This is a genomic window from Amycolatopsis keratiniphila subsp. keratiniphila (genome assembly GCF_001620365.2).
GTDB lineage: Bacteria > Actinomycetota > Actinomycetes > Mycobacteriales > Pseudonocardiaceae > Amycolatopsis > Amycolatopsis keratiniphila.
Genome location: NZ_LQMT02000008.1, coordinates 72,921 through 94,806 on the forward strand (window position 1 = coordinate 72,921; position 21,886 = coordinate 94,806).

A 21,886-nucleotide genomic window follows, 5' to 3' on the forward strand; every position below is an offset into this window, starting at 1 on the left:
ACGCACCAGAGTACGACAACAGAAGCTGTTATCGACTGGTACGGTCGATGACAACAGATGCTGTCATCAAATGGGAGATCGTCATGAAGGCTCTGCAATTCGACCGGTTCGGCTCCCCGGACGTGATCGTGCTCCGCGACGTCCCGCAGCCGGAGCCGGGGCCCGGCCAGATCAGGATCGCCGTGCGGGCGTGCGGCCTGACACCGGCAGACTGGCACGTCGTCGACGGTCTCCTCGCCGACCAGCTGCCGCCGCTGCCACGCGGGCTCGGCCTCGAGGTCGCGGGCACCGTGGACGCGCTCGGCGACGGCGTCGACGGCGTCCGGATCGGCGACCGCGTGTTCGGCCCGGCCACCTTCGACGGACCGACGGCGGGCGCCGCCGAGTACGCGCTGATGCCGGCCTGGGCACACATCCCCGACGGCGTCACCGCCGAGCAGGCCGCCGCGCTGCCGATGGCGGCCGAAACGGCGTGGCGCGCGCTCGACGACCTCGGCATCCAGCCGGGTGAGCTGCTACTCGTCCACGGCGCGGGCACCACCGTGGGCGAAGCCGCGGTGCGCTTCGCGCGGCACCGGGGTATTCGGGTGATCGCCACCGCCGGGCCGACCCGGGCCGCGGCCCTGGAAGAGCTCGGCGCCCAGGTGACCGGCTACGGCGAGGGCATGGCCGAACGCGTCAGCGCATTGGCCGGAGGCCGCGTCGACCGCGCACTGGACACGGCGCCGACCGGGGGCCGGATCGACCGCGCCGACCAGCCCAGTCCGGCCGGCGGCTCGCTCCCGGCCCTGATCGAGCTGACCGGGGATCCCGACCGTGTCCTCACCGTCTCGGACTTCGCCGCCGCGGCCGGGCTGGGCGTCCGGATCACCACCGAGATCCGCTACGACAAGATGGACGAGTTCGCCCGGCTCGCCGGCGAAGGCATCCTGGCCGTACCGGTCGCCCGCACGTACACACTCGAACAGATCCAGGAAGCTGCCGAGCTCAGCCAATCCCGCCGGCCCGGCGGCAAACTCTTGCTCGTCCTGTGATCACCTGGCGGGGGCGGTCCCGCTGCCGGACAAGTCCACCGCCAAGAGCCTGCTCCCCCGGTTACCCGGCGAGCGGGGCCCTCCCCGGCCAACGCCGAGAAGGGCCCCGCTACAACCAAACGTCAGACCCCGGCGATCTGCTGGATCCAGGGCCGGTACCGCGTGATGTTCGTGTACGCGGTCGTCGTCTGCCGGTCGCTCGTCGAGGCGACGCCGACCTGACGGCCGGAGGCGAACATCGGGCCACCCGAGTCCCCGCCGGCGGTGATGCCGTCGCCGCGGCGCGCGCACACCGCGATGCCGCCGTTGTAGTCACGGCACGAGACCGAGGTGACCGAGACGTTGGCGACCTTCAGATAGCGCGACTGGCAGTTGATCTCCGAGCCGCACTGGCTCGTCGCGCCCCAGCCGTAGACCTGGACGGTCTGGCCGACGGAGACGTTGGAGGTGGTGCCCAGCGGCGAGTACGTCGCGTTGACCGATGTCGTCAGCTTCACGATCGCGAGGTCCGCGCTCGGGTGGCGGGTGACGGTGGAGCCGGTGGCCATGGTGCCGCCGCTCTGCTGGTCGAGGCTGCCGATCCGGAAGGTGAACGTGCCACTGCTGGCCACGCAGTGCTTCGCGGTCAGGATGTACTGCGGCGCGATGATCGTCGAGGTACACGTTTGCCGTCCGTTGGCGAAGAGCCTGGCCGCCCACGGGCCGCTCGTCGCGTTCTGGCCGCCGATGATCATCGGCTGGACGTCGGAGGACGGTTCCGCGGCGGACGCCACGGGAGCGGTGACGCCGAGCAACGCCGCGAAGGCGGTGCCGGCGATCAGTGCGAAAGAGCGCAGTCGCATGGTTCCGACTCATTTCTGCGGCCGGGATTCGGCCGCGCGATGGGGACGGGGTGTGCTGATTCTGGGACGTGGCAAGAGAAACCGGAAACCGCCGAAAGTCGTGCAGTAGGTACTTATCTCTTCGCCGTGACCACCGCTAAGTGCCCCTCTAGGTACCGGAACCACCCACCGGCTACGACACCCGGCGTCCGTCCACTTGAGACAGATGGCGGCATAACTCCAGGGACATAACCCGGCGCCGGGGCTTCCCGAAAGCCCATCCCGCCGACAGAATCGCCACCATGACCGCAGCACAGTGGACCCCGACCTACGGCGACCCCTTCGAGCCGGTTCCCTACCGTCCGGCGCGCATGCCCGAGGAAGAATCGCTGGCCACCGCCGCCGATCTGCGCCGTCGCATGGACAGCCGCCGCACCGTGCGGATGTTCTCGACCGATCCGGTGCCCGAGCAGGTGGTCGTCGACGCCATCGCGGTGGCTTCGACCGCGCCCAGCGGCGCGCACCAGCAGCCGTGGACGTTCGTCCTCATCAAGGACGCCGCCACCAAACAACGGATTCGTGAAGCCGCCGAAGAGGAGGAACGCGTTTCGTACGAGGGCAGGCTCGGCGAGGAGTGGCTGTCCGCCTTGCGCCCGCTGGGTACCGACGCCGTGAAGACCCACCTCACCGACGCCCCGTACCTCATCGTGGTCTTCCAGCAGCGCTACTTCCTCGACGAGGACGGCACCAAGCACAAGCACTACTACGTCGACGAGTCGGTGGGCATCGCGGTCGGCATGCTCCTGACGGCGCTCCACCTCTCCGGGCTGGCCGCGTTGACGCATACGCCGTCGCCCATGCGGTTCCTCGGCGAACTGCTCGAACGGCCGCAGAACGAGAAGGCCTTCGCCGTCATCCCGGTCGGCTATCCGGCGGACGACTGCGTGGTGCCGAACCTGGTGCGCAAGTCCATCGACCAGGTGATGATCCGCCGCTGAGCCGGGGCGCGACCCGGGTGTGTACGCGCACCCGGGTTGCGCGAAACAGCGGCCAACAAGCACTCAAACTGCTCATTAGTGCAGTTTAATGCTCACTTTGGCGCATCTCTTGACATATCCGGCGGCGATTGGACAAGGTCTGGACACCGAAGGCGACACGAAGGAGTGTTCTTCATGGCCGACCTGCCCTCTGTCTCCCGGCGGACACTGTTCGGCGGCGCGCTCGCCGCCGGGGCGCTCGCCGCGATACCGGCGAGCGCCACCGCCGCGGAAGAAGCCGCGATTTCGCCCCGCCGTCCCGGTCAGCGCAGCATGATCGGCGTCCCGTTCGAGCGGCACCAGACCGTCCGGATCGGGATGATCGGTCTCGGCAACCGCGGGATGTCCATGATCGGCGGCTGGAGTGCCGTCCCTGGCGCCGCGGTCACGGCCGTCTGCGACATCCGCGCCGAGCGCGCGAAGGCCGCCGCGGACAAGCTCGCCGCCGCTGGGAAGCCGCGCCCCGCGGAGTACGGCGGGTCCGCCGAGGCCTACAAGAAGATGCTCGCGCGCGACGACATCGACCTCGTCTACATCGCCACGCCGTGGGAGTTCCACTACCCGCAGGGCAAGGCCGCGCTGCTGGCCGGCAAGCACGTCGGCGTCGAGCTGCCCATCGCCACCGAGCTCGACCAACTGTGGGACCTCGTCGACACCAGCGAGCAAACCCGCAAACACCTGTTCCTCGCGGAGAACTGCAGTTACGGCCGCAACGAGCTGGCCATCCTCAAGATGGCGCACGAGGGCGTCTTCGGCGAGGTCACCAACGGACACGGCGGCTACCTGCACGACCTGCGCGAGCTGCTGTTCTCCGACACGTACTACACCGACGCCTGGCGCCGGAAGTGGCACACACGCAGCACGGCGAGTTTCTACCCGATGCACGGCCTCGCGCCGATCGCCGCCTGCATGGACGTCAACCGCGGCGACCGGTTCGCCACGTTGCGCGCCACGGCGACCGAGCCGAAGGGCCTCGCCGATTACCGGAAACGCCACATGCCGCCGGGTCACCCGTCGTGGAAGGAGACCTACATCAACGGCGACCTGGTGACCTGCCTGATCGAGACCGAGCAGGGCCGGATCATCCGCGCCGAGCACGACGTCAGCTCGCCTCGTCCGTACAGCCGCATCAACAGCCTCGCCGGCAGCCGCGGCATCGTGGAGGACTACCCCGCCCGGATCTACGTCGAGCCCGACCACGGCGGACACGCGTGGAAGGACTTCGGGCCGTATCGCGAGCGCCACGACCACTGGCTGTGGAAGACGCTCAAGGACGACCCGAACCTCGGCGGGCACGGCGGCATGGACTACGTGCTGCAGTGGCGGATCGTGCAGCAGATGCGCGCCGGGCTGGTGCCGGACATCGACGTCTACGACTCGGCGGCCTGGTGCTCCCCCGTGCCGTTGAGCGTCGTTTCCCTCGCTCGCGGCGGGAAACCGGTGGCGGTACCGGACTTCACGCGTGGTGGCTGGACGAAAGCCCGGCCCGGGCTGGACTCGCAGCCTTCGGAGATGCCCGGTTAAGGCATTCCCCGCAGGTAGGCCGCCAGCGGCCGGGCGAACTGGACGACACTCGCCGGGGTGCCCGCCTCGACGCCGTCGAGGGAGCGCGCACCGGCGAAGCGGTCGAACAGCAGACCTTCGGTCAGGCTGACGAGGTCCGCGCCCGCGGTGGCGGGATCGGACGCGCCGAGGGCTTCGCACAACCGCGTCGCGTGCTCACGGGAAAACAGGGCACGCGCGAGAAGTTCGTGGAGCTCGGGGAAGCCGGCGAGTTCGATCGTCAGCGCGTAGCGGGCGGTGACGTGATGGCGGCGGCTCACCAAAAGGTCGTCGAGCCACGCCGCCATCGCCTGCGCCGCGGCGGCGTGGCCGTCGACGGCGGCGTGCGCCAGGCCGGTCAGCTGGAAGCGGTGGGCGGACGTGTCCGCGATACGCCGGACCACCGCTTCCAGCAACGCCTGGCGCGTGCGGAAGTAGTACGACGTCGAGCCGCGCGGCAGGTCCAGCCGGACGTCGACGGCGCTGTGCGTCAGGCCGCGGATTCCTTGCGAGGCGAGGATTTCCGTCGCGGCTTCGGCGATGAGTGTCCGCCGGTCAGTGGACTCCACAATGGACCTTCCCGTCGGACAGCGCGGTGAGCCTGCTCCGGATCCGGTCCAGATCCGGGACTTCCGGAGGGTCGCGGAAGAGTTCGTCCAACGACGCCCGCGCGTAGACGGCCAGCTCGACGCCCTGATCGACGAGGATGTCGATCAGCACCCGGAACCGCATCGTGGCGTCGGCCCCCGCCGTCCTCAGCGGCGGAACACCGGTGATGGTCCACCGGCGGTGGCGCGCGGCCAGGTCGAGGTAGTCCCCGGTCGACATCTTCGTGGTCGCGCAGAGCTCGTCGAAACCGAACGTGACACCGGACGTCGTCTCCGGGGGCAGGCCGACGACGAATCGGCCCGGCCTGGTTCCCGGCAGGCGGTAGTCGTTCTCGCCGTCGAGGCGCACGACGTCGAGATGCGCTCGAAGCGCCGTCACGACGGTCTCGATCTTGTCGTGGAAGAGCGGATCCGGCAGGAGCCCTTCCGGCGGGTAGTTCGATGTCGCGACCAGCGTGATCTTCCGGGCGAACACCGCGTCCAGCAACCGCCGCAGGAGCATCGCGTCGCCGATGTCGTGCAGATGGAACTCGTCGACGCACAACAGCGAGAGCCGGTCCAGCACCGCGGCGACGGCCCGGTCGATCCCGCCGAGGTCGTGCGCGGTGGATTGCAGATGCGCGAGCAGATGGTGCAGATGCCACCGGCTCTTGCGGCCGGGCGCGGCGGCATGGAAGGCGTCGAGCAGCATCGTCTTGCCCCGCCCGACCGAACCCCACAGGTAGATGCCCCGCCGCTTGCGCGGCACCTCGTCCAGCAGCGCCGCGACGGCGATCTGCCCGGAGTCCAGCTCTATGCCCATAGAGGAATCCTCTATAGGCATAGAGGGCCGGGCAAGCGAAGGTGATCGAGAGGACAGTCAGCCGCCGACCGTGTACCGGGGAACGACCCGGAAGACCCGGAGGTCCTTCGGGGTCCCCTTGGCCCGGAAGTTCCGACGCGGGCGCACGGTGAAGATGTCCTGGTCGAGTTCTTCGACGACACTGGCACTGGCCAGGACCTCGTCGCCGTCGGCGGCGGCCATGATCCGGGCGGCGATGTTCACGTCGACGCCGAGGTAGTCGTCGCCGACCCGCTGCGGATTCCCGCGGTGCAGCCCCGCACGCAGATGGGGCAGGTACCCCTCGGCCTTGATCACACTGACGGCGGAGCACGTCTCGTAGGCGGCGTTCACCGCCTCGCCCGGGTCGGCGAACACGGCCATCACCCCGTCGCCGAGCCCCTTGACGACACTGCCGCGGTGCCCGATGACGACCGACTCGGTCACCTTGGAGACCTCCCGCAGCAGCTGCAGCACGCGGTCGTCGCCGGCCTCCAGTGCCCAGGTCGAGAAGCCGACGAGGTCGGTGAACAGCACGGTGATGCCGTCCGCGGACACCGTCGGGGTGCCGGAGCGCCGGACGGCCTGCCATGCCTGGACCGCGGCCAGCCCCAGCTCGCGGGTGGCACTGGGACGATCGGCGCCCGCTTCGGCGAGCAGACGGGCGAGCCGGTCGGACGAGCGCCCCGTCGACGGCGCCAGCGGCTCGCCGGTCCCGGGGACGAGCCCGCGCAGGAACCGCGCGCCGCGCACCAGTCCCCTACGCTGATCCGTCGCGCGCAGGAACTGGCGGGTCCGGAGGTGCCACGGCTCAGGTCGTTCGGTCACGATCAAGACGATAGTCGTTCGCCGCGCGCACGGGGCACCTGTCACCGGGGTGACAAGAATACGGGCGGCATTCCCCCTTTCCGCCTTCGCGTGACAATTCGGGAACTCACCATTCCACATACGCGTGACAAGATCGAAGCGTAAAGAAAACGCGAGAGATCTTTTCCTTTCCTCGTTGGTGACTTTCCACCTACATTCGGTTTCGAGCCCATTCAACGACGAAAGGACCTGACATGACGGAAACCCTCGTACGGAAGGGTGTCCGGCGATTCCGCGCGGCCGGGATCGCGGCCGTGGTCGCCGGAACCGTAATGCTCACCGCGGCCGGAACCGCGGCCGCCGTCGAAAAGAATCTCACGTACAAGGGCGGCTTCCCCATCATCGGCGACCAGCAGGTGGCGGTGGTGGTGAAGGCGGAAATCCCGGCGACGGCCAAGGCGGGTGAGCCGATTTCGGTGCCGTTCACCCTCGACGTCGATGCCGGTCAGGCCGCCGGTGACGGGCTCCGGCTGGTCGGCGCCAAGAAGCTCTCCGGCACCATCAACTCGAAGGTGAATGTCGCGCTCGGCGAGCAGAAGGTGTCGATCCCGATCGAACTGCCGATCCCGGACACCGAGGTGCCTGCCGAAGGTTCCCTGAAGTTCACCGCGACCGGCAAGGTCGACTTCACCATCCCGGCCGGAACCCCCGCCGGCGAGGCGACCAGCAGCGTGGACCCGGCGGCGACCTCGCATATCGTCACCGACAGCTCGCTCGGCGAGTTCGACGTCAACCTCACCCTCGACCCGCCCGACCAGGACGCCGTCCTGGGCAAGACGACCGTCAGCTGATCGCCTGTCTTTCCTCCGGCTCACCGAGCCGGAGGAAAGACGCGTCTTGACCTCCAGCGCACTGGAGGTCGCAGACTCCCGATCATGTGGATTTGCGACAGGTGCGGTATCGAACATCCAGCCACCCCGGAGCCGCCCCGGTGCGTGCTCGACCGCGGTGAAGTCGGTATGGAGGAAGCCGGTGACCTCGGCGCGCACACCGGCCGCTGGTGGACGCACGAAGAACTGATGTCCTTGCCGCACAAGACCTTGCACCGGGATCACGGCCGCGGGCTGCACAGCATCAGGCGGGACCCGCAACTCGCGATCGGCCACTGGTCGTTCATCGCGACGACCCCGGCGGGCACCCTGCTCTGGGATCCGCCGTCCTGGTTGGACACCGAGGTGCTCGACGTCGTACGCGGGCTCGGCGACGTCGCCGTGATCGCCACCAGCCATCCGCATATGTTCGGCGCCCAGCTCGGCTGGAGCCGCGCGCTGGGCGGGGTCCCGGTGCTGGTCAACGAACGCAACCGCGAATGGCTGCCCGCGCCCGATCCGGCGTTCGAGTTCTGGGACGAACACGTGGAACCCTTGCCCGGCCTCGAACTGATCCGGCTCGGCGGGCATATGCGCGGCAGCGCCGTCGCCAGGACACCGGACGGCAGCATCCTGGCCGGCGACACGATCTCAGGTGGGCTCGCGCCGGGCTGGGTGTCGTTCCAGCGCAACTTCCCCAAGCACATCCCGCTGTCGGCGGCCGTGGTGCGTCGCGTCGTCGACCGGCTCGACGACTTCACCTACGACCGGCTCTACACCCTGGGCGGCGACACGATCGATCGTGACGCCCGCGCCGTCGTGCGCCGAAGCGCCGAGACCCACATCCGGTGGGTCAGCGGCGACTTCGACCACCTCACTTGACCGCGACGTTTTCCTTGGCCTTTTCCTTGCGGCGGAAGAACAACGCGATGACACCCGCCAGCCCCATGAAGAACGCGACGGCCCACATGCCGGGCCGGAAGCTGCCGGTGAGCCCCTGCAGCCAGCCGACGAGGTAGGGGCCCACGAAGCCCGAGAGGTTGCCGAAGGAGTTGATCAGGCCGATCCCGGCGGCCGCGCCGACCCCGGTGAGGAAGGCGTTCGGCAGCTGCCAGAACACCGGGACCGCGGTGAACACGCCGACCGCGCACAGCGTCACCGCGGCCATCACCAGCAAGGGCGAACCCAGGTAGAGCGCGGCCGCGATCGAGACCGCGCCGACGAACGCGGCGATGGCGACATGTCCCGCCCGTTCGCCGGTGCGGTCGGAATGGCGTGCCCACAACACCATCGCGACGGCGGCGATCGCGTACGGAACCGCTGTGATCAGGCCGATTTCGACGATGCTGTACTTGGTCTGGAACTGCTGCTCGAAGCCCTTGATCACCTGCGGGAGGAAGAACGCGAGCACGTAGAGGCCGAAGATGATCCCGAAGTAGACGGCACTCAGCGCGATCACGCGCGGGTCGGTCAGCGCCGACCGGGTGCTCACCTCGTGGCCGACCTCGCGGGTGTCCTCGGAGTCGAGGGTCGACTGCAGCGCGGTGCGCTGGTCCGGGGTCAGCCATTTCGCGTTCTTCGGCCGGTTCGGCAGCAGGAACAGCACCGCGAAGCCGAGCAGGATCGAAGGAACACCTTCGGCGAAGAACATGAAGCGCCAGCCCGCGTCGAAGCCGAGAGCCCCGTCGCCGTGCTTGATGAGCAAAGCGGAGATCGGGCTGCCGATCACCGACGAGAGCGGGACCGCCAGGAAGAACAGCGCGACGATCTTGGCCCGCACCTTCCGCGGGAACCAGTAGGTCAGGTACAGGATGATGCCCGGGAAGAACCCGGCCTCGGCGATGCCGAGCAGCACCCGCACGATGTAGAAGCTGACCTCGCCCTGGATGAACGCGGTGGCCGAGGCGACGATGCCCCAGGTGACCATGATCCGCGCGATCCAGACCCTGGCCCCGACCTTGTGCAGGATCACGTTGCTGGGCACCTCGAAGAAGAAGTACCCGACGAAGAAGAGGCCGGCGCCGAGCCCGTAGGCCGCCGAGCTGATACCGAGATCGGCGTTCATCGTGAGCGCCGCGAACCCGACGTTGACCCGGTCGAGATAGTTGAGCAGATAGAGCAGCCCGAGGAACGGGACCAGCCGGATCATCGCCTTGCGGACCGCCTGCGCGGTGGACACCTCTGCCGTCTGTTCGTCCATCCGCGGGAGTGTAGAGGGCGATCAGAACAACGGGGGCAGGAAGGCACCGAGGTTTCCGCCCGCCGCCCGGTCCGCCGGATCCGGATCGATCAGGACCGAGTCCGGATCGCGCGGGTCGTAGGTGACCTTGACCGTCGAACCACGGGCCGGGGCCTGCAGTGGCGGGGTGACCATCGTGGCGACGACGGTCCGCTCCCCCGCGTCGGTGGGGAACCGGACCTGCACGGTGAACCGGGGATTCCCCATCACCCAGACGTTGGTGAACTCGACGCCGAGCACGTGGCCGATCACCTGGCGGCCGGTCTGGGCCAGCGCCTGCGCGCGGTCGTCCGCTTCGGCCTTGGTGACGAACGCCCGTCCCAGCACCATGATCATGACCAGCGCGGTCACCCCGGCCACCGCCGGGACGAGATACGGCTCGTAGTAGACGACCCAGTCCACCTCGGTCCAGGGTTCGGACGGCAGCCGCTTCCCCACCGACTCCGGCGGCGTCCACGACGGGATCGCGGCGCCGGTGCCGAGCGCGATACCGAGCGACGCGGCCAGGCTGCTCGCCCGGAAGCCGACGCCCATCCCGCGCAGCGACATCCCGCCGCCCCACAGCATCGCGAACCCGAGCGACGAAGCCACCGTGATCGAGACGCTGAAGAACAGGACGAGGGAGACCGCCGGGCCCGCGTCGGGCCCCCACGTGTCGACGCGGTTCAGCGACATCAACCGGAAGCCGTCCAGCAGCCCGAGGGCGCCCGACCAGCCCGCGGCCGCCCAGGCGAGCGTCGTGGGTACGCCGAGCAGCCACAGACGCAGGCCGGGGCGACGGGTCCGCCTGGGGTCGTCGGGCAGGCCGAACTCGAAGGTCCCGAACATCTCCACCACCTAACCGATCGGGCCGAACACGGCGACCTTCGCCGGGTCCGCGGGGTCGACGCGGGCTTCGTGCCGGGTGCCGGGCGCGTACTGCTGGATCGTTCCCAGCGGAGCGATCAGCTGCGTGACCGTCCGGTAAGTGGTGCCGTCGGCGCGGGTGACCTCGAGCGTCGCGGTGTACTGCGCCTGCCCGGCGATCTTCCGGCCGGTCGGCTCCAGCCCGCGGATCACCAGGGTGGCGTGTTCGCAGGTGTCGTAGAGCCGCCGCAATTCGGTGCCGTAGGCCTGCAGTTCCTGCTGCTGGCGCAACTGCTCGTCCATCGGCAGCGCCAAGAACGCCGCCATGTCCGGGTCGGCGTCGAGGCTCCGGAACGCCTGCGCGGCCAGCTGCGGTGTCGGCAGCTGCGGGGTGATGTCGTGCCCCTGCGCGGCGGCGGCCTGCCGGAATTGCTCCGCGTGGCGCTGGAAGTCCTGTTCGCCCCGCGCCATGCCCTGCTGCGTCGCTTCGTTGATCTTGTCGCGGATCTTCTTGAACATCGGGTGCCGCCTTTCGCCGTGTCGTCGGTGCTGGACACAGCTTCGGCGGGGCGTTCCGCTACCGAACCCAGGTTTTCCCGTCGTCGGTCGCGTCGAGGCAGGTCAACGGCGCCCAGAAGACCGGTGAGGTCGCGGGTCCGGGGGTCTCGCGCCAGCGGGCGAGCCGGGATCGCTGCCAGCCGCACAGCTCGGTGACCGGATCCTCACCGGCGAGCGCGGTGTCGACGGCGATGACCAGTTCGGACATCGGGTCCGCCCCGGGCACGGCGGCCGACGTCGGCAGCGCCCAGACCGTGGCGGCGACCAGACCGGCTCCGGCCGCGACGGCGGCGAGCAGCACGCCGAACGGTTCGGCGAGGCCGAAATCGCTCGCGCTGGCACAGCCGACGAGCGCCACCCGCGCGGGCATGTCCATTTCGGACAGTGCGAGGTCGGCGGCGGTGAAGGGCCGGTGCGCGCCGATCGGGGCGGCCGTACCCGACAGCTCGGCCGAACAGGACAGATGCAGCGCGGTCTGCGCGCCGTACTCGTCGCGCACACGGCTGACGTGCCCGACGAACACCAGCCGCGAACAGGGCCCCGTCAGGAGTTCGGCGAGCAGCCGGCGGTCGGTGTCCGTGCGGCGCACCAGATCGAGCCCGCGTTCGGCGGCGGGAAGGAGCGGGCCACCGGCGAGCCGCTCGTCGAGATGGCGGATCAGCGGTGAGGTCGCGTCCTGTTTGCCGAGCACGGAACCCAGCTCGCCGAACGCGCTCTGGCCCGGGATGCGCGGGTCGAGCAGGTAGACCGGCGGGCCGTCGGCCGAAGACGAGGGGCGCGGGATCGCGGCCGGGGCGAGCAGTGAGACGTCGGCGACGTCGAGGATGCGCTCGTCGCCGTCGAAACAGAAGCCGATCTCGTCGAGCTCCAGCACACGATCGGCCCGCCGGTCGGGCAGTGCCAGCAGCCCCCACGGGACACCGGCGAGGCTCGGCGACGGCTGGATCCGCAGGAGCGGACGGTTTCCTCCGACGGCGGCACGCCGGAGCCGCTCGACCAGATCGGCGGGCAGGAGGTTGAGCGCGAGGATACGGGCCAGGCGTTGTTCCCCGGCGAAGCTCCCGAACGCGTCCTCGCCCAGCGACCGCCGGACCGCGTCGGCCACGCTCTCGCCTTCGTGCGGTGTCGGGGAAGCAGCGTCCAGACACTGCCGAGCGGTCGCGACCAGGGCGAAGTCGATCGGGTGGGTGTGGACGGCGTCGAGGTCCTCGGTGGTCCGCCAGGTGAGGAAGGTGTGCCCGGCGTCGGCGAAGCGCAGGAGGAACGTCTCGCGCCCGGGCTTCGCGGCCGGCCAGGTCTCGACGATGTCGGCGGCCGGGCGGGGCAGTCGATACCGCTCGGCGGCGAGGCGGAGCCACGGCTCCAGCTCCATGGGCGACGAAGGCGACCAGCGCAGCGCGGGCGGCGGGGCCAGCCGCAGCGGAAGCGACGAAGTCACGGAACCCAGTGCCGCCAACGGGAGTCCCTCGGCGACCGGGCCCACTTCGAGGGTGGGAAGCGTGCCGGTGAGGTCCAGCGAGCGCTCCTCCGCACCCGTGTACGCGCCGACTGCGCAGGTTCGCTCGATGAGTTCCGCAGCCAGTCGCTGCTCCCCGAGCTTCGCCAGCAGCGCCATCAACAGTTCCATCGCGGGACCGGCGACGTCGCGGGCCCAGGCCGTGCGTGCCTGCGGCGCGGCGAACTCGAAGCGGTACTCCGCCGCCGCGAGGGTCAGCGGAAGCAACAGGTCCAGCACCGCGGTCAGGTTTTCTCCACGGGCGAACCCGATCGAAGCCGCCACGAAATCCGTGTGCAGCAGATCCGCCCAGTCCCCCGACGACCGCGCCGATTCCCTCGCGCGGGTCGCGTGGTGTTCCGCCGTCGCCCAGTCGCCTTCCGCCGCCGCGCAGCGCGCCAGCGCCGTGTCCACCAGGCGCAGGCCCGGGCCGTCGCCGTTCGCCGTCCGGATCGCTCTCGCGTGTTCGAACTGCACTCTGGCCTGCGCGACGTCGCCCGCGTGCAGCAGCAACGAGCCCAGGGCGTGGCTCGCCTCCGCGACGTCACCGGTGAGGCCAGCCGCCGCGAGTTCGTCGCGGGCGGTGACGATCGCGGCGACCGCGCCAGGGAAATCGCCCGCGAGGGCGCGGGCCTCCGCCAGCCCGATACCCACCTTCGCGGCCATCGGGCTGCCCGCGTGCCGGGCGGTCAACCTCAGCAGATCCGCCCGTGCCTCGGCGTCCTCGCCGCCCGCCTGGTGGATCCGGACACGTTCGGCCCTGACCATGGCCTGCTGGTGCACGACCCGCTCGCGGGCCTCGTCGTTGTCCGCGAGGGCGTCCAACGCCGCCAGGATCTCCTCGATGGCCGTCCGCGCGCCCGCGAAGTCCCCGGCGGCGATCTGGACGCGCACGTCGAAGATCCGCAGCTCCAGCTCGTCGAGACCGTGAACGTCGAGCAACTCGGGCGGATATTGTCCGGGCCCGGCCTCTTTGCGGGACGCCGCCCGGCGCCGCTGCCCGGCGATCAGCTCACGCGCCTTGGCGACGTCGCCTTCCTCGGTGGCCAGTGAGATGAGCACGCGCTCGGCGACCTCGCGGGATCCTTCGATCATCCGCGCCTCGGCGTACTGTCCGAAGTGGACGATGGCGACGGCGCTCACCTTGAACACGCCGAGCACGGCTTCGGCGCATTGCCGCGCGTTGCGCAGGTCGCCCGCCGAATAACAGAGCGTGGCCAGATCGCTGACCGCGGCGACTTCGAGATCCGTCCGGTCGAGCCGCTGCGCGATCTCCCGCATCCGGACGTACTTCCGTTGCGCCTCCACGACGTTGCGCGTGACGGCCAGTCGTTTGGCCTCGTCCTGGACCTTGCCCGCCTCCAGCAGCAGCTTCCGGTACTGGCGCTCCGACAGCGAGCACGCGGGAAGTTCGCCGTACGGAGCCGGATCGAGCCCGAAATGCCGTGCGACGCAACGGCAGTTGTACCCGTGTGAGCTCGCGGGGCCCAGTTCGGGCGGAAGCGGGCGGTCCGGCGGGTTCCGGGGCGGCGGCATGCCGACGAGCACGTCAGAACTCCTCGTCGGCGGAAGCGGCCGCCGCCCGTTCGGCCAGCGTCCGGATCCCGGTCGGACGGGCTCGTACGAGCGCGACCACCTCGGCCCGGTCCTCCGCGGTGGTCCCGGCGACGCCCTCGTCCGCCACCCCGACGACGACGGTGATCCGTCCACTGTGGACATGTGCCGCGGTCCCGGCCAACTCGGCCGCGCCGGTGAACCGCCCGGCACCCAGTTCCAGCGGCACCTCCGCGAACGGCTCGCCCTCGTGGCTTGCGAAGGCGGTGATGGCCGCGTCGGCGAACGCGCCCGCGACGACGACTTCGAGCCGGGTGGCGGCCGCGGCGGCCACGATCCGCCAGGTCACCGTGTCCTCGCCGGCGTCCAGGATCCCTGGCGGCACCCGCGCCCAGTCGACGCTCGCGCGCCCGCTCGCCAGTACGCCTTCGCCGGGTGCGACCGGATCGAGGCCTGCGGCCAGCGCGTATGTGTTCTGGGTCGGCGCCGGTGTTTCCACGCGTGCCGCGGCTTCGGCGCGCACGACGTCGTCCTGATCGTCGAACCAGGCGGCGAGGCGCGCACACAGTGCCCGTACGTCGTCGGCGACCGGCGGCGCCGCTGCTGCGAGGGCGCCATCGGCGATCGCCGCGTCGAACAGTTCCGCCGGCGACGCTTCGAAACCGTCGAGAAGCCCTTCGGCCAGGTCCTCCACGTCGGCCGTCGCGACCGCGGTTTCGAGGTCCAGCAACGCCGGGTCCAGCGACGGGATGCCGAGCGACGGGCCCGCTGGCCACCAGCGACGCAACCACAGCAGCAACGCGAGCCTGCCGAGTTCCGGCCGGGCGGGCAGATCCGCCTGGCCCTGGCCGAGGGCGGCGAGGCTCGCTTCCGCGCCCACGAGCCGGGTCAGCCACGGTTCGGCGGCTCCGGCGTCACTGAGTTCGACACGCATCGTGGTCGCCCGGCCCGCGAGAAGATCGGCGAGGGAGAAACTGATGAGGCCGCCATCAGCGGCGATGACGGGCGTGTGCACCGGATGCGTCACGACACGGCCTCCAGATCCGGCAGCCGGGCCACGAGCGCGCGGCGCACCTTCGTCCGCAGATCCAGCGACGTCGAACGGACCACACCGGTGACGAGGTCGCGGACGTCGGCGGCGTCGGCGGGCAGGTCGCCTCGGACGTCGAAGCCGTGCAGCCGGACCCACAGCCTGCCGAGGAAATGCTTGGCGAACTCGCGAAGATCGCGCAACAGTTCGGCGTCGGGCCGCGGGGTGAGCGGGGTGGCCCCGGCCAGGGCACGGCGGGCGTGCAGGACGTAACCCTCCCGCGAGACTTGCGCGTTGAGCCGTCGCGCGAATTCCGGGACCCCGGTGGGTGCCGCGCCGTCGAGCGGCCGCAACGCCGGGGCGAGGACGACACCGAGCGCGAAGCAGGCGGCCAGCGCGGGCAGGCCGAGCCCGAATCCGGCGGCGACCCGGCCGAGTTCGTCGTCGACGAGATCCTCGACGGAGGCCCGCTCGTCCGGGGGAAGGCGACGCAACGTGGCGCGTACTCGACGTTCGACACTGCGTTCGAGCAGTTCAGCACCGGTCTCGGCGCGCCGGCTCAACGGCGGGACGGCGGTGCGTTCCCCGCGCTGCAGACCGAGATCCGGCGTGGGCAGCCCGGAGATCTCCCGGACGATCTCGCCGAACGCGCTTGCCCCGCCCGGCTGCCTCAGCCCGAGCCCGAGCGCGTGCCCGGTCGCCGAATCGGCGAGGACGCGCCAAGCGGTGTCGGAAAGCTCGTCGACGAACGCCCGGAGCGCGGCGATGTCGTGGGACACGGCGGATTCGGCGTGCCAGCGGCGACGCAATTCCGCGGTCAGCCGCGCCTCGTGCCGCGGATCCGCGAGATACGCGGTGAGCTGATCCACGCCGGCCGTGCCGCCCTCGCCGTGCAGATCCCGCAACGCCGCCGCGGCCGTCGCCGCCGCGTCGGGCCCCGGCGAGCCGAACCCCGTCGCCAATTCATACGCCAGGGGAAAACAGACGTCCTGGACGTTGCCCGCCGTGATACGCAGGGCGCGGCGCTGCCGTTTGAGGTGGGTGAACCACGCGGCCGTCGCGCGCAGCCTGTCCGCGTCGGCGAGCAGGAGCTCCGTCAGCTCCGCCGCCGTGACCGCGTCCAGTACCGGACGGCCGAGCCGGGGACGCGCCGCCGTGCGGATCACCAACGGGTCGATGATCTTCTTGATCGTCCGGGTCAGCGGTCCGCCGTCCGCGGACGACAGGACCTCGACGCCGGAAATGTCCGCCCAGGCCCGCGCGAGAACGGCCGACCTCAGCCGGGGTTCGCCCGATCCCGTCATCGCCCTCCCCTGTGCCTCGGCCCCGACTCTAGCCGAGTTGGAACTCGCGGAGCCGGGCGTACACCTCCGCCGCTCTCGGCGCTCCGAGTTCGTTGAAGATGGTCAACGCGTCGCCCCAGCAGGTCTTCGCCCACTCGGATTCGCCTTTCGTCGCCCAGAGCTGGCCCAGGTGGTCGAGCGCGGCCGCTTCGCCATAGCGATCCCCCATGTCACGACGTAGTTCCAAGGCGCGCTTCAGCTGTCCCGCGGACTCGCCGCCCCGGTCGATCTTCTGGAAGACGAGAGCCAGGCCCACCAGGGTCTCCGCTTCGCCGTAGCGGTAGCCGATCCGATGCCGGATGTCCAAGGCCTCCTGGAGGTTCTCGTAAGCCTGGTCGAATCTGCCCAGCCCGTGGTTCGTGAGACCGAGGAAGTGCAGGGTCTGCGCCACTCCCCATTCGTCACCGAGGTGCTGGAACACCTCCAGCGCGTCGGCGTGGTGTCCGAGGGCTTCGGCGAACCGGCCCTGCTCGTGGTACGCGATCCCGAGGCTGATCAGCGACTGGCCCTGCCCCCAGGAATCACCGATCCGCCGCCGGATCGCGAGCGCCGACTCCAAATACGCCAGCGCCTCTTCGAAACGGCAGAGGTCCCGGTGCGCGATGCCCAACCCGGCCAGCAGGGAAGCCTCGCTGAACTGGTCGGAGCATCGTCTCGCGGCCTCCACACCCGCCTTGTAGGTCGCGATCCAGTCGGCCCACGGTTTCCGCAAGGTGAAGTAGGCCCACAGCGCGAGCGGCAGCCTGCACGCGATCGAGCACCAGCCGGCGGCCAGCGCGGCGTGCACCGACGCGACCAGATTGGCCTGCTCGGCCTCGCACCAGGCGAGTGCTTCCCCGTAGCTGCCGAATTCGAACCCGCCGGAGACGTCCGGGGAGACTTCGAGAGCGACGCGCCTTCGCATGGGGGTGAGCACCCGGTCGGCGGAATCGGCGCCGGCGAGATACCACTCGAGCAAGCGCCGAGGCGATTCCTCGCATTCCTCGGCGGACTCCTCCGCATCGACACGTTCCCTCGCGTACACGCGCAGCAGGTCGTGGAAACGGAATCTGTCGCGGTCGACTTCGCTCAGCAGGCAACCCGCGGTGAGCTTGTCGAGCCTGCGCCGGACATCGGCCGTGGGCGGGCCGACGAGCACGGACGCGGTGACCACGGTGACGGTCGGCCCGGGATGCAGGCCGAGCATCCGAAAGACGCGTGCGGTGGCGGGATCCAAGGCTTGGTACGACCACGAGAAGACCGGCCGCAGGGCGGACATTTCGTCGTCACCCGTTTCGAACGCGTCGAGTCTCCGTGCCTCCGACCGGAGTTCCCCGAGGAGGTCCGCCAGCCGCAGATACGGATGAGCCGCCACACGCTCACCCGCGATCCGCACCGCCAGCGGCAGATGTCCGCACAGATCCGCGAGTTCCCTGATCGCGCCGGGTTCGCCGTCCGCCCGGCGCGCACCGATCGCCGTCCGGAGCAGGATCTCCGATTCGGCGGGCATCAGCATGTCCAAGGTGATCCGGCGGGCGCCGTTGGTCACCACGAGGCCGGACAGGTTGCTGCGGCTCGTCACCAGCACGAAACAGCCGGGCGTACTCGGCAGCAGCGGCCGCACCTCGTCGGGCGAGGTGACGTTGTCCAGCACGATGACGAACCGGCGATCGTTCAGCAGCGAGCGGAAGAGCGCCGACTTCGCCTCCAGGCTCCGCGGGATCTTCTTCCCGGGAACCTCGAGCGCGCGCAGGAAACCGGCGAGGACTTCGGGTGACGTACTGGCCGGACCCGGTGCGTAGCCGTGAAGATCGCAGTAGAGATCGCCGTCGGGAAAACGCTCGCGCCGCGCGGACGCCCACTGCACGGCCAAGGCGGTCTTCCCCACCCCTGGCGCGCCCGCGATGATCGCGACCGCGCTGGAGCGGGCGTCCTCCCGGTCCGCGATCGCGCTGATCTTCGCCAATTCCGTTTCCCGCCCGACGAACGTCGCGGTCACGGCGGGGAGCTGGTGCGGGGTGGGCGGAGAACCTTCACCACGCCCGGGGGACTCGTCGTACCAACGATCCATACCGGAACATCGCGCCGGGGCGGACCGGTGTCGCGGGTTCCCGCGGTTCCCACCTGAATGGCGCAGGTCGAGACGGCAAGGCAAAGACCCCGAACGCGACCGTTCGGACTAACTTTCGTCCGTTCTGTACATACTTTCGTTGACTTCGATCGAAAGTCCTCTTAGGTTCAGCGGCGTAACAGAGGTGCTCCGCCGCCGACCCGAGGAGCAACGATGCTTCCGTTTGTCCGCAAGCGCTTCAACCGGTCCATCGTCGCCTCGTTGGCGCTGGTCACGGCATTGACCGGGCTGACGACAGCCCCGGCCGAAGCGGCCATCCCACCCCAGCAACCCGGTGTCACGCTCCGCACGTACGACCTCCAGCGCGAGCTCACCAAGCTCTGCGCGATCAAATCCGGCCAGACCCCCAACGTCGACAAGCTGATGCCGACGATCGACTGGACCACCACCGCCGACTTCGGGCTCGGCGAGCGGTTCGTCTCCGAGGTCATCGGGAACATCAACATCGCCACCGCGGGCCAGTACGAGTTCCGGCTCACCAGCGACGACGGCTCCCGGCTCCGGATCGACGGCCAGACGGTGATCAACCACGACGGCCTGCACGGGGCGACCCCGGCGACCGGCTCGGTGCAGTTGGGCACCGGGTACCACGCGCTGCGGATCGACCATTTCGACAACACCAACGATCAGCAGGTCACCCTCGAATGGCGGCCGCCGGGCGCGGCGGGCTTCGCGCTCGTGCCGAACTCGGTGCTCAGCACCGACGCCGACGTCGTGCGGGTGACGTCGCCGGGACGCAAGGAATGCGAGGGTGCCACGGATTCACCCGGTGACGGCCTGCCACTCAACGGCGTCCACCCCGGGTTCACGCTGACAAACCTGCGTCCGGAGGGCTTCCAACCGCAGGTCACCGGGATGGACTGGCTGCCGGACGGACGGCTCGCGATCGCCACGTGGGGCGGCTCCGACAAGGTCCTCGGCGAAGTCCACCTGCTCAGCAACGTCAGCGGGAACACCGACCCGAGCAAGGTACGCACGCAGCGCGTCGCCAGTGGGCTCAAGGAACCGATGGGCGTCAAGTACGTCGACGGCAAACTGTACGTCTCGGAGAAGACGCGGCTCGTCGAACTGAACGACACCAACGCCGACGGCGTGGCCGACGACTACCGCACGGTCGCCACCTGGCCGTTCGGCGGCAACTTCCACGAGTTCGCGTTCGGCCTGTTGTACAAGGACGGTTACTTCTACGCCAACCTTTCCGTGTCCATCAACTACGGCGGCGCCACGACCGACCCGCAGCCCGCGCCCAACCGCGGCACGACGATCAAGGTGAACAAGGCCACCGGCCAGGTCTCCTACATCGCCGGCGGGCTGCGTACGCCGCACGGCATCGGATGGGGGCCGGAGGGCGACGTCTTCGTCACCGACAACCAGGGCGGCTGGCTGCCGGCGAACAAGCTCGTGCGGGTCAAGCAGGACCGCTTCTTCAACCACTACACCAATCCCGCGGGGCCGTTCGACGCGAAGCCGGTGACCGCGCCGGTGTTGTGGTTGCCGCACAACGAGATCGCGAACTCACCGAGCAACATGGTCATGCTGCCGAAGGGCCCGTTCGCCGGGCAGATGGTGTACGGCGACGTGACCTACGGCGGGCTGCAGCGCGCGTTCCTGGAGAAGGTGAACGGCGAGTACCAGGGCGCGGTCTTCCGCATGACCCAGGGCCTCGAGTCGGGTGTCAGCCGGATCAGCCTCGGGCCCGACGGCGCGATCTACACCGGCGGGATCGACGGCGGCGGGAACTGGGGCCAGCCCGGCAAACTCGCCTACGGCCTCCAGAAGGTGACGCCCAACGGCACGAACGCCTTCGACATCCGGGCGATGCGGGCCGTCGCGGGCGGATTCGAACTGGAGTACACGCAGCCGTTGTCGGCCGGGACCGCGCAGAACCTCGCGGCGAAGTACCAGGCGCAGCAGTGGCGCTACCAGCCCACACCTGCCTACGGCGGGCCGAAGATCGACGAGCAGACCCTGTCCGTCACCTCGGCGAGCCTGTCGGCCGACCGCAAGAAGGTCACGCTGCAGGTGGCGGGGCTGAAGGCCGGGCACGTCGTCCACCTGCGGTCGCCGCGTCCGTTCGCGGCGGAGTCCGGTGCGGCGCTGTGGAGCACGGAAGCCTGGTACACGCTCAACTCACTGGTCGGCGGTCCTCCGGCGAGCACGACCTACGAGGCGGAGCGGGCCGCGCTGAGCGGTGGCGCGGGGACGAACACGAACCACTCGGGCTACACGGGCACCGGCTTCGTCGACGGCTACTGGAACCAGGGCGCCGCGACGACGTTCACCGTCAACGCGCCGAAGTCCGGCGCCTACAACGCGGCCTTGCGCTACTCGAACGGCCCGGATCCGGCGCCGGGGACCAAATCGGTGACCGTCTACGTCAACGGGACGAAGGTGAAACAGGTCAGGCTCGCGAGCACCGGCAACTGGGACACCTGGAACACGCAGCCCGAGACGCTCAACCTCAAAGCGGGATCGAACACGATCTCCTATCGCTACGACGCGGGCGATGCGGGCAACGTCAACCTCGACAGCCTCACCCTGACCGAATCCCGGCGCATCCCGTTGTTCAAGGGCACCGATCTGAACGCGTGGGAGAAACGCGCGGGCGGCGCGGCCACCTGGCCGGTGTCCGGCGGCGCGATGGAGTCGAACGGCGGGGACATCCGCACGAAGCAGCAGTTCGGCGATTTCCGGCTGCACGTCGAATGGAACGAGCCGAACTATCCGCCGGAGGTCACCGGACAGGCCAGGGGTAACAGCGGCGTCTATCTCCAGGAGCGCTACGAACTGCAGGTGCTCGAATCCTTCGGGGACACCACGCTCGCCAACAACGAAGCGGGCGCGATCTACTCGAAGAAGGCACCTGACCGGAACATGGCGACGGCACCCGGGACCTGGCAGACCTACGACGTCACCTTCCGCGCCGCCCGGTTCGACGGTGCCGGGAACAAGACCGACAACGCCCGCGTGACCGTGGTGTGGAACGGCGTCGTGGTCCACAACGACGTGGCGATCGACGGCGGAACGGGCGACAGCATCCCGGAAAGCGCGGCACCGGGCGCGATCCGCTTGCAGGACCACGGGGATCCCGGTGAGAACCCGCGGTTCCGCAACATCTGGATCGAACCCATCGGCTGATCCGGCGCTGTCCGTGAAGGCCTCCTTGAGGGACC

17 protein-coding genes are annotated in these 21,886 nt (G+C 69.7%); 6 read left to right on the top strand and 11 right to left on the bottom strand.

Translation table 11 applies throughout. The features are described 5' to 3' along the window. Window positions 1-83: 83 nt before the first annotated feature. Window positions 84-1,034, top strand: a complete 951-nt coding sequence (locus tag AVR91_RS07270; RefSeq protein ID WP_063276445.1) for an NADP-dependent oxidoreductase — start codon at window positions 84-86, stop codon at window positions 1,032-1,034. Window positions 1,035-1,156: 122 nt separating this feature from the next. Here AVR91_RS07270 and AVR91_RS07275 read toward each other — a convergent pair whose 3' ends face one another. Then, window positions 1,157-1,876 carry a S1 family peptidase gene (locus tag AVR91_RS07275; protein ID WP_063276444.1) on the bottom strand — a complete coding sequence of 240 codons (720 nt, stop codon included), beginning with the start codon at window positions 1,874-1,876 and terminating at the stop codon, window positions 1,157-1,159. Between the two features lie 281 nt (window positions 1,877-2,157). On the opposite strand from AVR91_RS07275, the gene AVR91_RS07280 reads away from it, so the two are divergent. Next, on the top strand, window positions 2,158-2,853 hold the full coding sequence (locus AVR91_RS07280; protein ID WP_063276443.1) for a nitroreductase family protein: 696 nt from the start codon (window positions 2,158-2,160) through the stop codon (window positions 2,851-2,853). 174 nt (window positions 2,854-3,027) lie between these two features. After that, the gene (locus AVR91_RS07285) at window positions 3,028-4,416 is read left to right on the top strand and encodes a Gfo/Idh/MocA family protein (RefSeq protein WP_076857278.1); all 1,389 of its coding nucleotides are present in this window, start codon (window positions 3,028-3,030) and stop codon (window positions 4,414-4,416) included. On the opposite strand, the gene AVR91_RS07290 is transcribed toward AVR91_RS07285, so the two are convergent. From AVR91_RS07290 to AVR91_RS07300, 3 genes are read right to left on the bottom strand one after another with little or no spacing between them, the layout of a single operon-like run. After that, a complete protein-coding gene (locus AVR91_RS07290; protein WP_063274737.1) occupies window positions 4,413-5,003 on the bottom strand; it encodes a TetR/AcrR family transcriptional regulator in 591 nt (196 codons plus the stop codon). The two genes, AVR91_RS07285 and AVR91_RS07290, sit on opposite strands and share 4 nt — an antisense overlap. Continuing rightward, the gene (gene zapE, locus AVR91_RS07295) at window positions 4,990-5,844 is read right to left on the bottom strand and encodes a cell division protein ZapE (RefSeq protein ID WP_063274736.1); all 855 of its coding nucleotides are present in this window, start codon (window positions 5,842-5,844) and stop codon (window positions 4,990-4,992) included. Before zapE ends, AVR91_RS07290 begins: the two co-directional genes overlap by 14 nt. A 57-nt stretch (window positions 5,845-5,901) precedes the next feature. Beyond that, window positions 5,902-6,696: an adenylate/guanylate cyclase domain-containing protein gene (locus tag AVR91_RS07300; protein WP_063274735.1), complete on the bottom strand. Its 795-nt coding sequence runs from the start codon at window positions 6,694-6,696 to the stop codon at window positions 5,902-5,904. A 227-nt stretch (window positions 6,697-6,923) separates the two neighbouring features. Between AVR91_RS07300 and AVR91_RS07305 the strand changes: the two genes are divergently transcribed. Together AVR91_RS07305 and AVR91_RS07310 are read left to right on the top strand one after the other, a co-directional pair. Continuing rightward, a complete protein-coding gene (locus tag AVR91_RS07305) occupies window positions 6,924-7,520 on the top strand; it encodes a DUF6801 domain-containing protein (RefSeq protein ID WP_016333788.1) in 597 nt (198 codons plus the stop codon). Between the two features lie 168 nt (window positions 7,521-7,688). Further along, window positions 7,689-8,420: an MBL fold metallo-hydrolase gene (locus AVR91_RS07310; RefSeq protein WP_063274740.1), complete on the top strand. Its 732-nt coding sequence runs from the start codon at window positions 7,689-7,691 to the stop codon at window positions 8,418-8,420. Here AVR91_RS07310 and AVR91_RS07315 read toward each other — a convergent pair. Genes AVR91_RS07315 through AVR91_RS07345 form a run of 7 tightly spaced genes read right to left on the bottom strand, consistent with a single transcriptional unit; the run spans window position 8,413 to window position 18,581 of the window. Beyond that, window positions 8,413-9,738, bottom strand: a complete 1,326-nt coding sequence (locus tag AVR91_RS07315) for an MFS transporter (RefSeq protein ID WP_063274734.1) — start codon at window positions 9,736-9,738, stop codon at window positions 8,413-8,415. The genes AVR91_RS07310 and AVR91_RS07315 overlap by 8 nt on opposite strands. A 21-nt stretch (window positions 9,739-9,759) precedes the next feature. Further along, window positions 9,760-10,605 (bottom strand): DUF3592 domain-containing protein, encoded by an 846-nt coding sequence (locus tag AVR91_RS07320; RefSeq protein ID WP_063274739.1) that lies wholly within the window; start codon window positions 10,603-10,605, stop codon window positions 9,760-9,762. A gap of 9 nt (window positions 10,606-10,614) precedes the next feature. Then, window positions 10,615-11,142, bottom strand: a complete 528-nt coding sequence (locus tag AVR91_RS07325; RefSeq protein ID WP_063274733.1) for a hypothetical protein — start codon at window positions 11,140-11,142, stop codon at window positions 10,615-10,617. A gap of 58 nt (window positions 11,143-11,200) precedes the next feature. Beyond that, window positions 11,201-14,224 carry an ATP-binding protein gene (locus AVR91_RS07330; RefSeq protein WP_063274732.1) on the bottom strand — a complete coding sequence of 1,008 codons (3,024 nt, stop codon included), beginning with the start codon at window positions 14,222-14,224 and terminating at the stop codon, window positions 11,201-11,203. Window position 14,225: 1 nt separating this feature from the next. Continuing rightward, the gene (locus AVR91_RS07335; protein ID WP_063274731.1) at window positions 14,226-15,257 is read right to left on the bottom strand and encodes a hypothetical protein; all 1,032 of its coding nucleotides are present in this window, start codon (window positions 15,255-15,257) and stop codon (window positions 14,226-14,228) included. Continuing rightward, window positions 15,254-16,564: a hypothetical protein gene (locus tag AVR91_RS07340; protein WP_063274730.1), complete on the bottom strand. Its 1,311-nt coding sequence runs from the start codon at window positions 16,562-16,564 to the stop codon at window positions 15,254-15,256. Before AVR91_RS07340 ends, AVR91_RS07335 begins: the two co-directional genes overlap by 4 nt. 28 nt (window positions 16,565-16,592) lie before the next feature. Then, on the bottom strand, window positions 16,593-18,581 hold the full coding sequence (locus AVR91_RS07345; RefSeq protein ID WP_063274729.1) for an ATP-binding protein: 1,989 nt from the start codon (window positions 18,579-18,581) through the stop codon (window positions 16,593-16,595). Window positions 18,582-18,866: 285 nt separating this feature from the next. On the opposite strand from AVR91_RS07345, the gene AVR91_RS07350 reads away from it, so the two are divergent. Next, entirely contained in the window at window positions 18,867-21,851 is a 2,985-nt protein-coding gene (locus AVR91_RS07350) for a family 16 glycoside hydrolase (protein ID WP_063274728.1), read from the top strand. Window positions 21,852-21,886 lie beyond the last annotated feature (35 nt).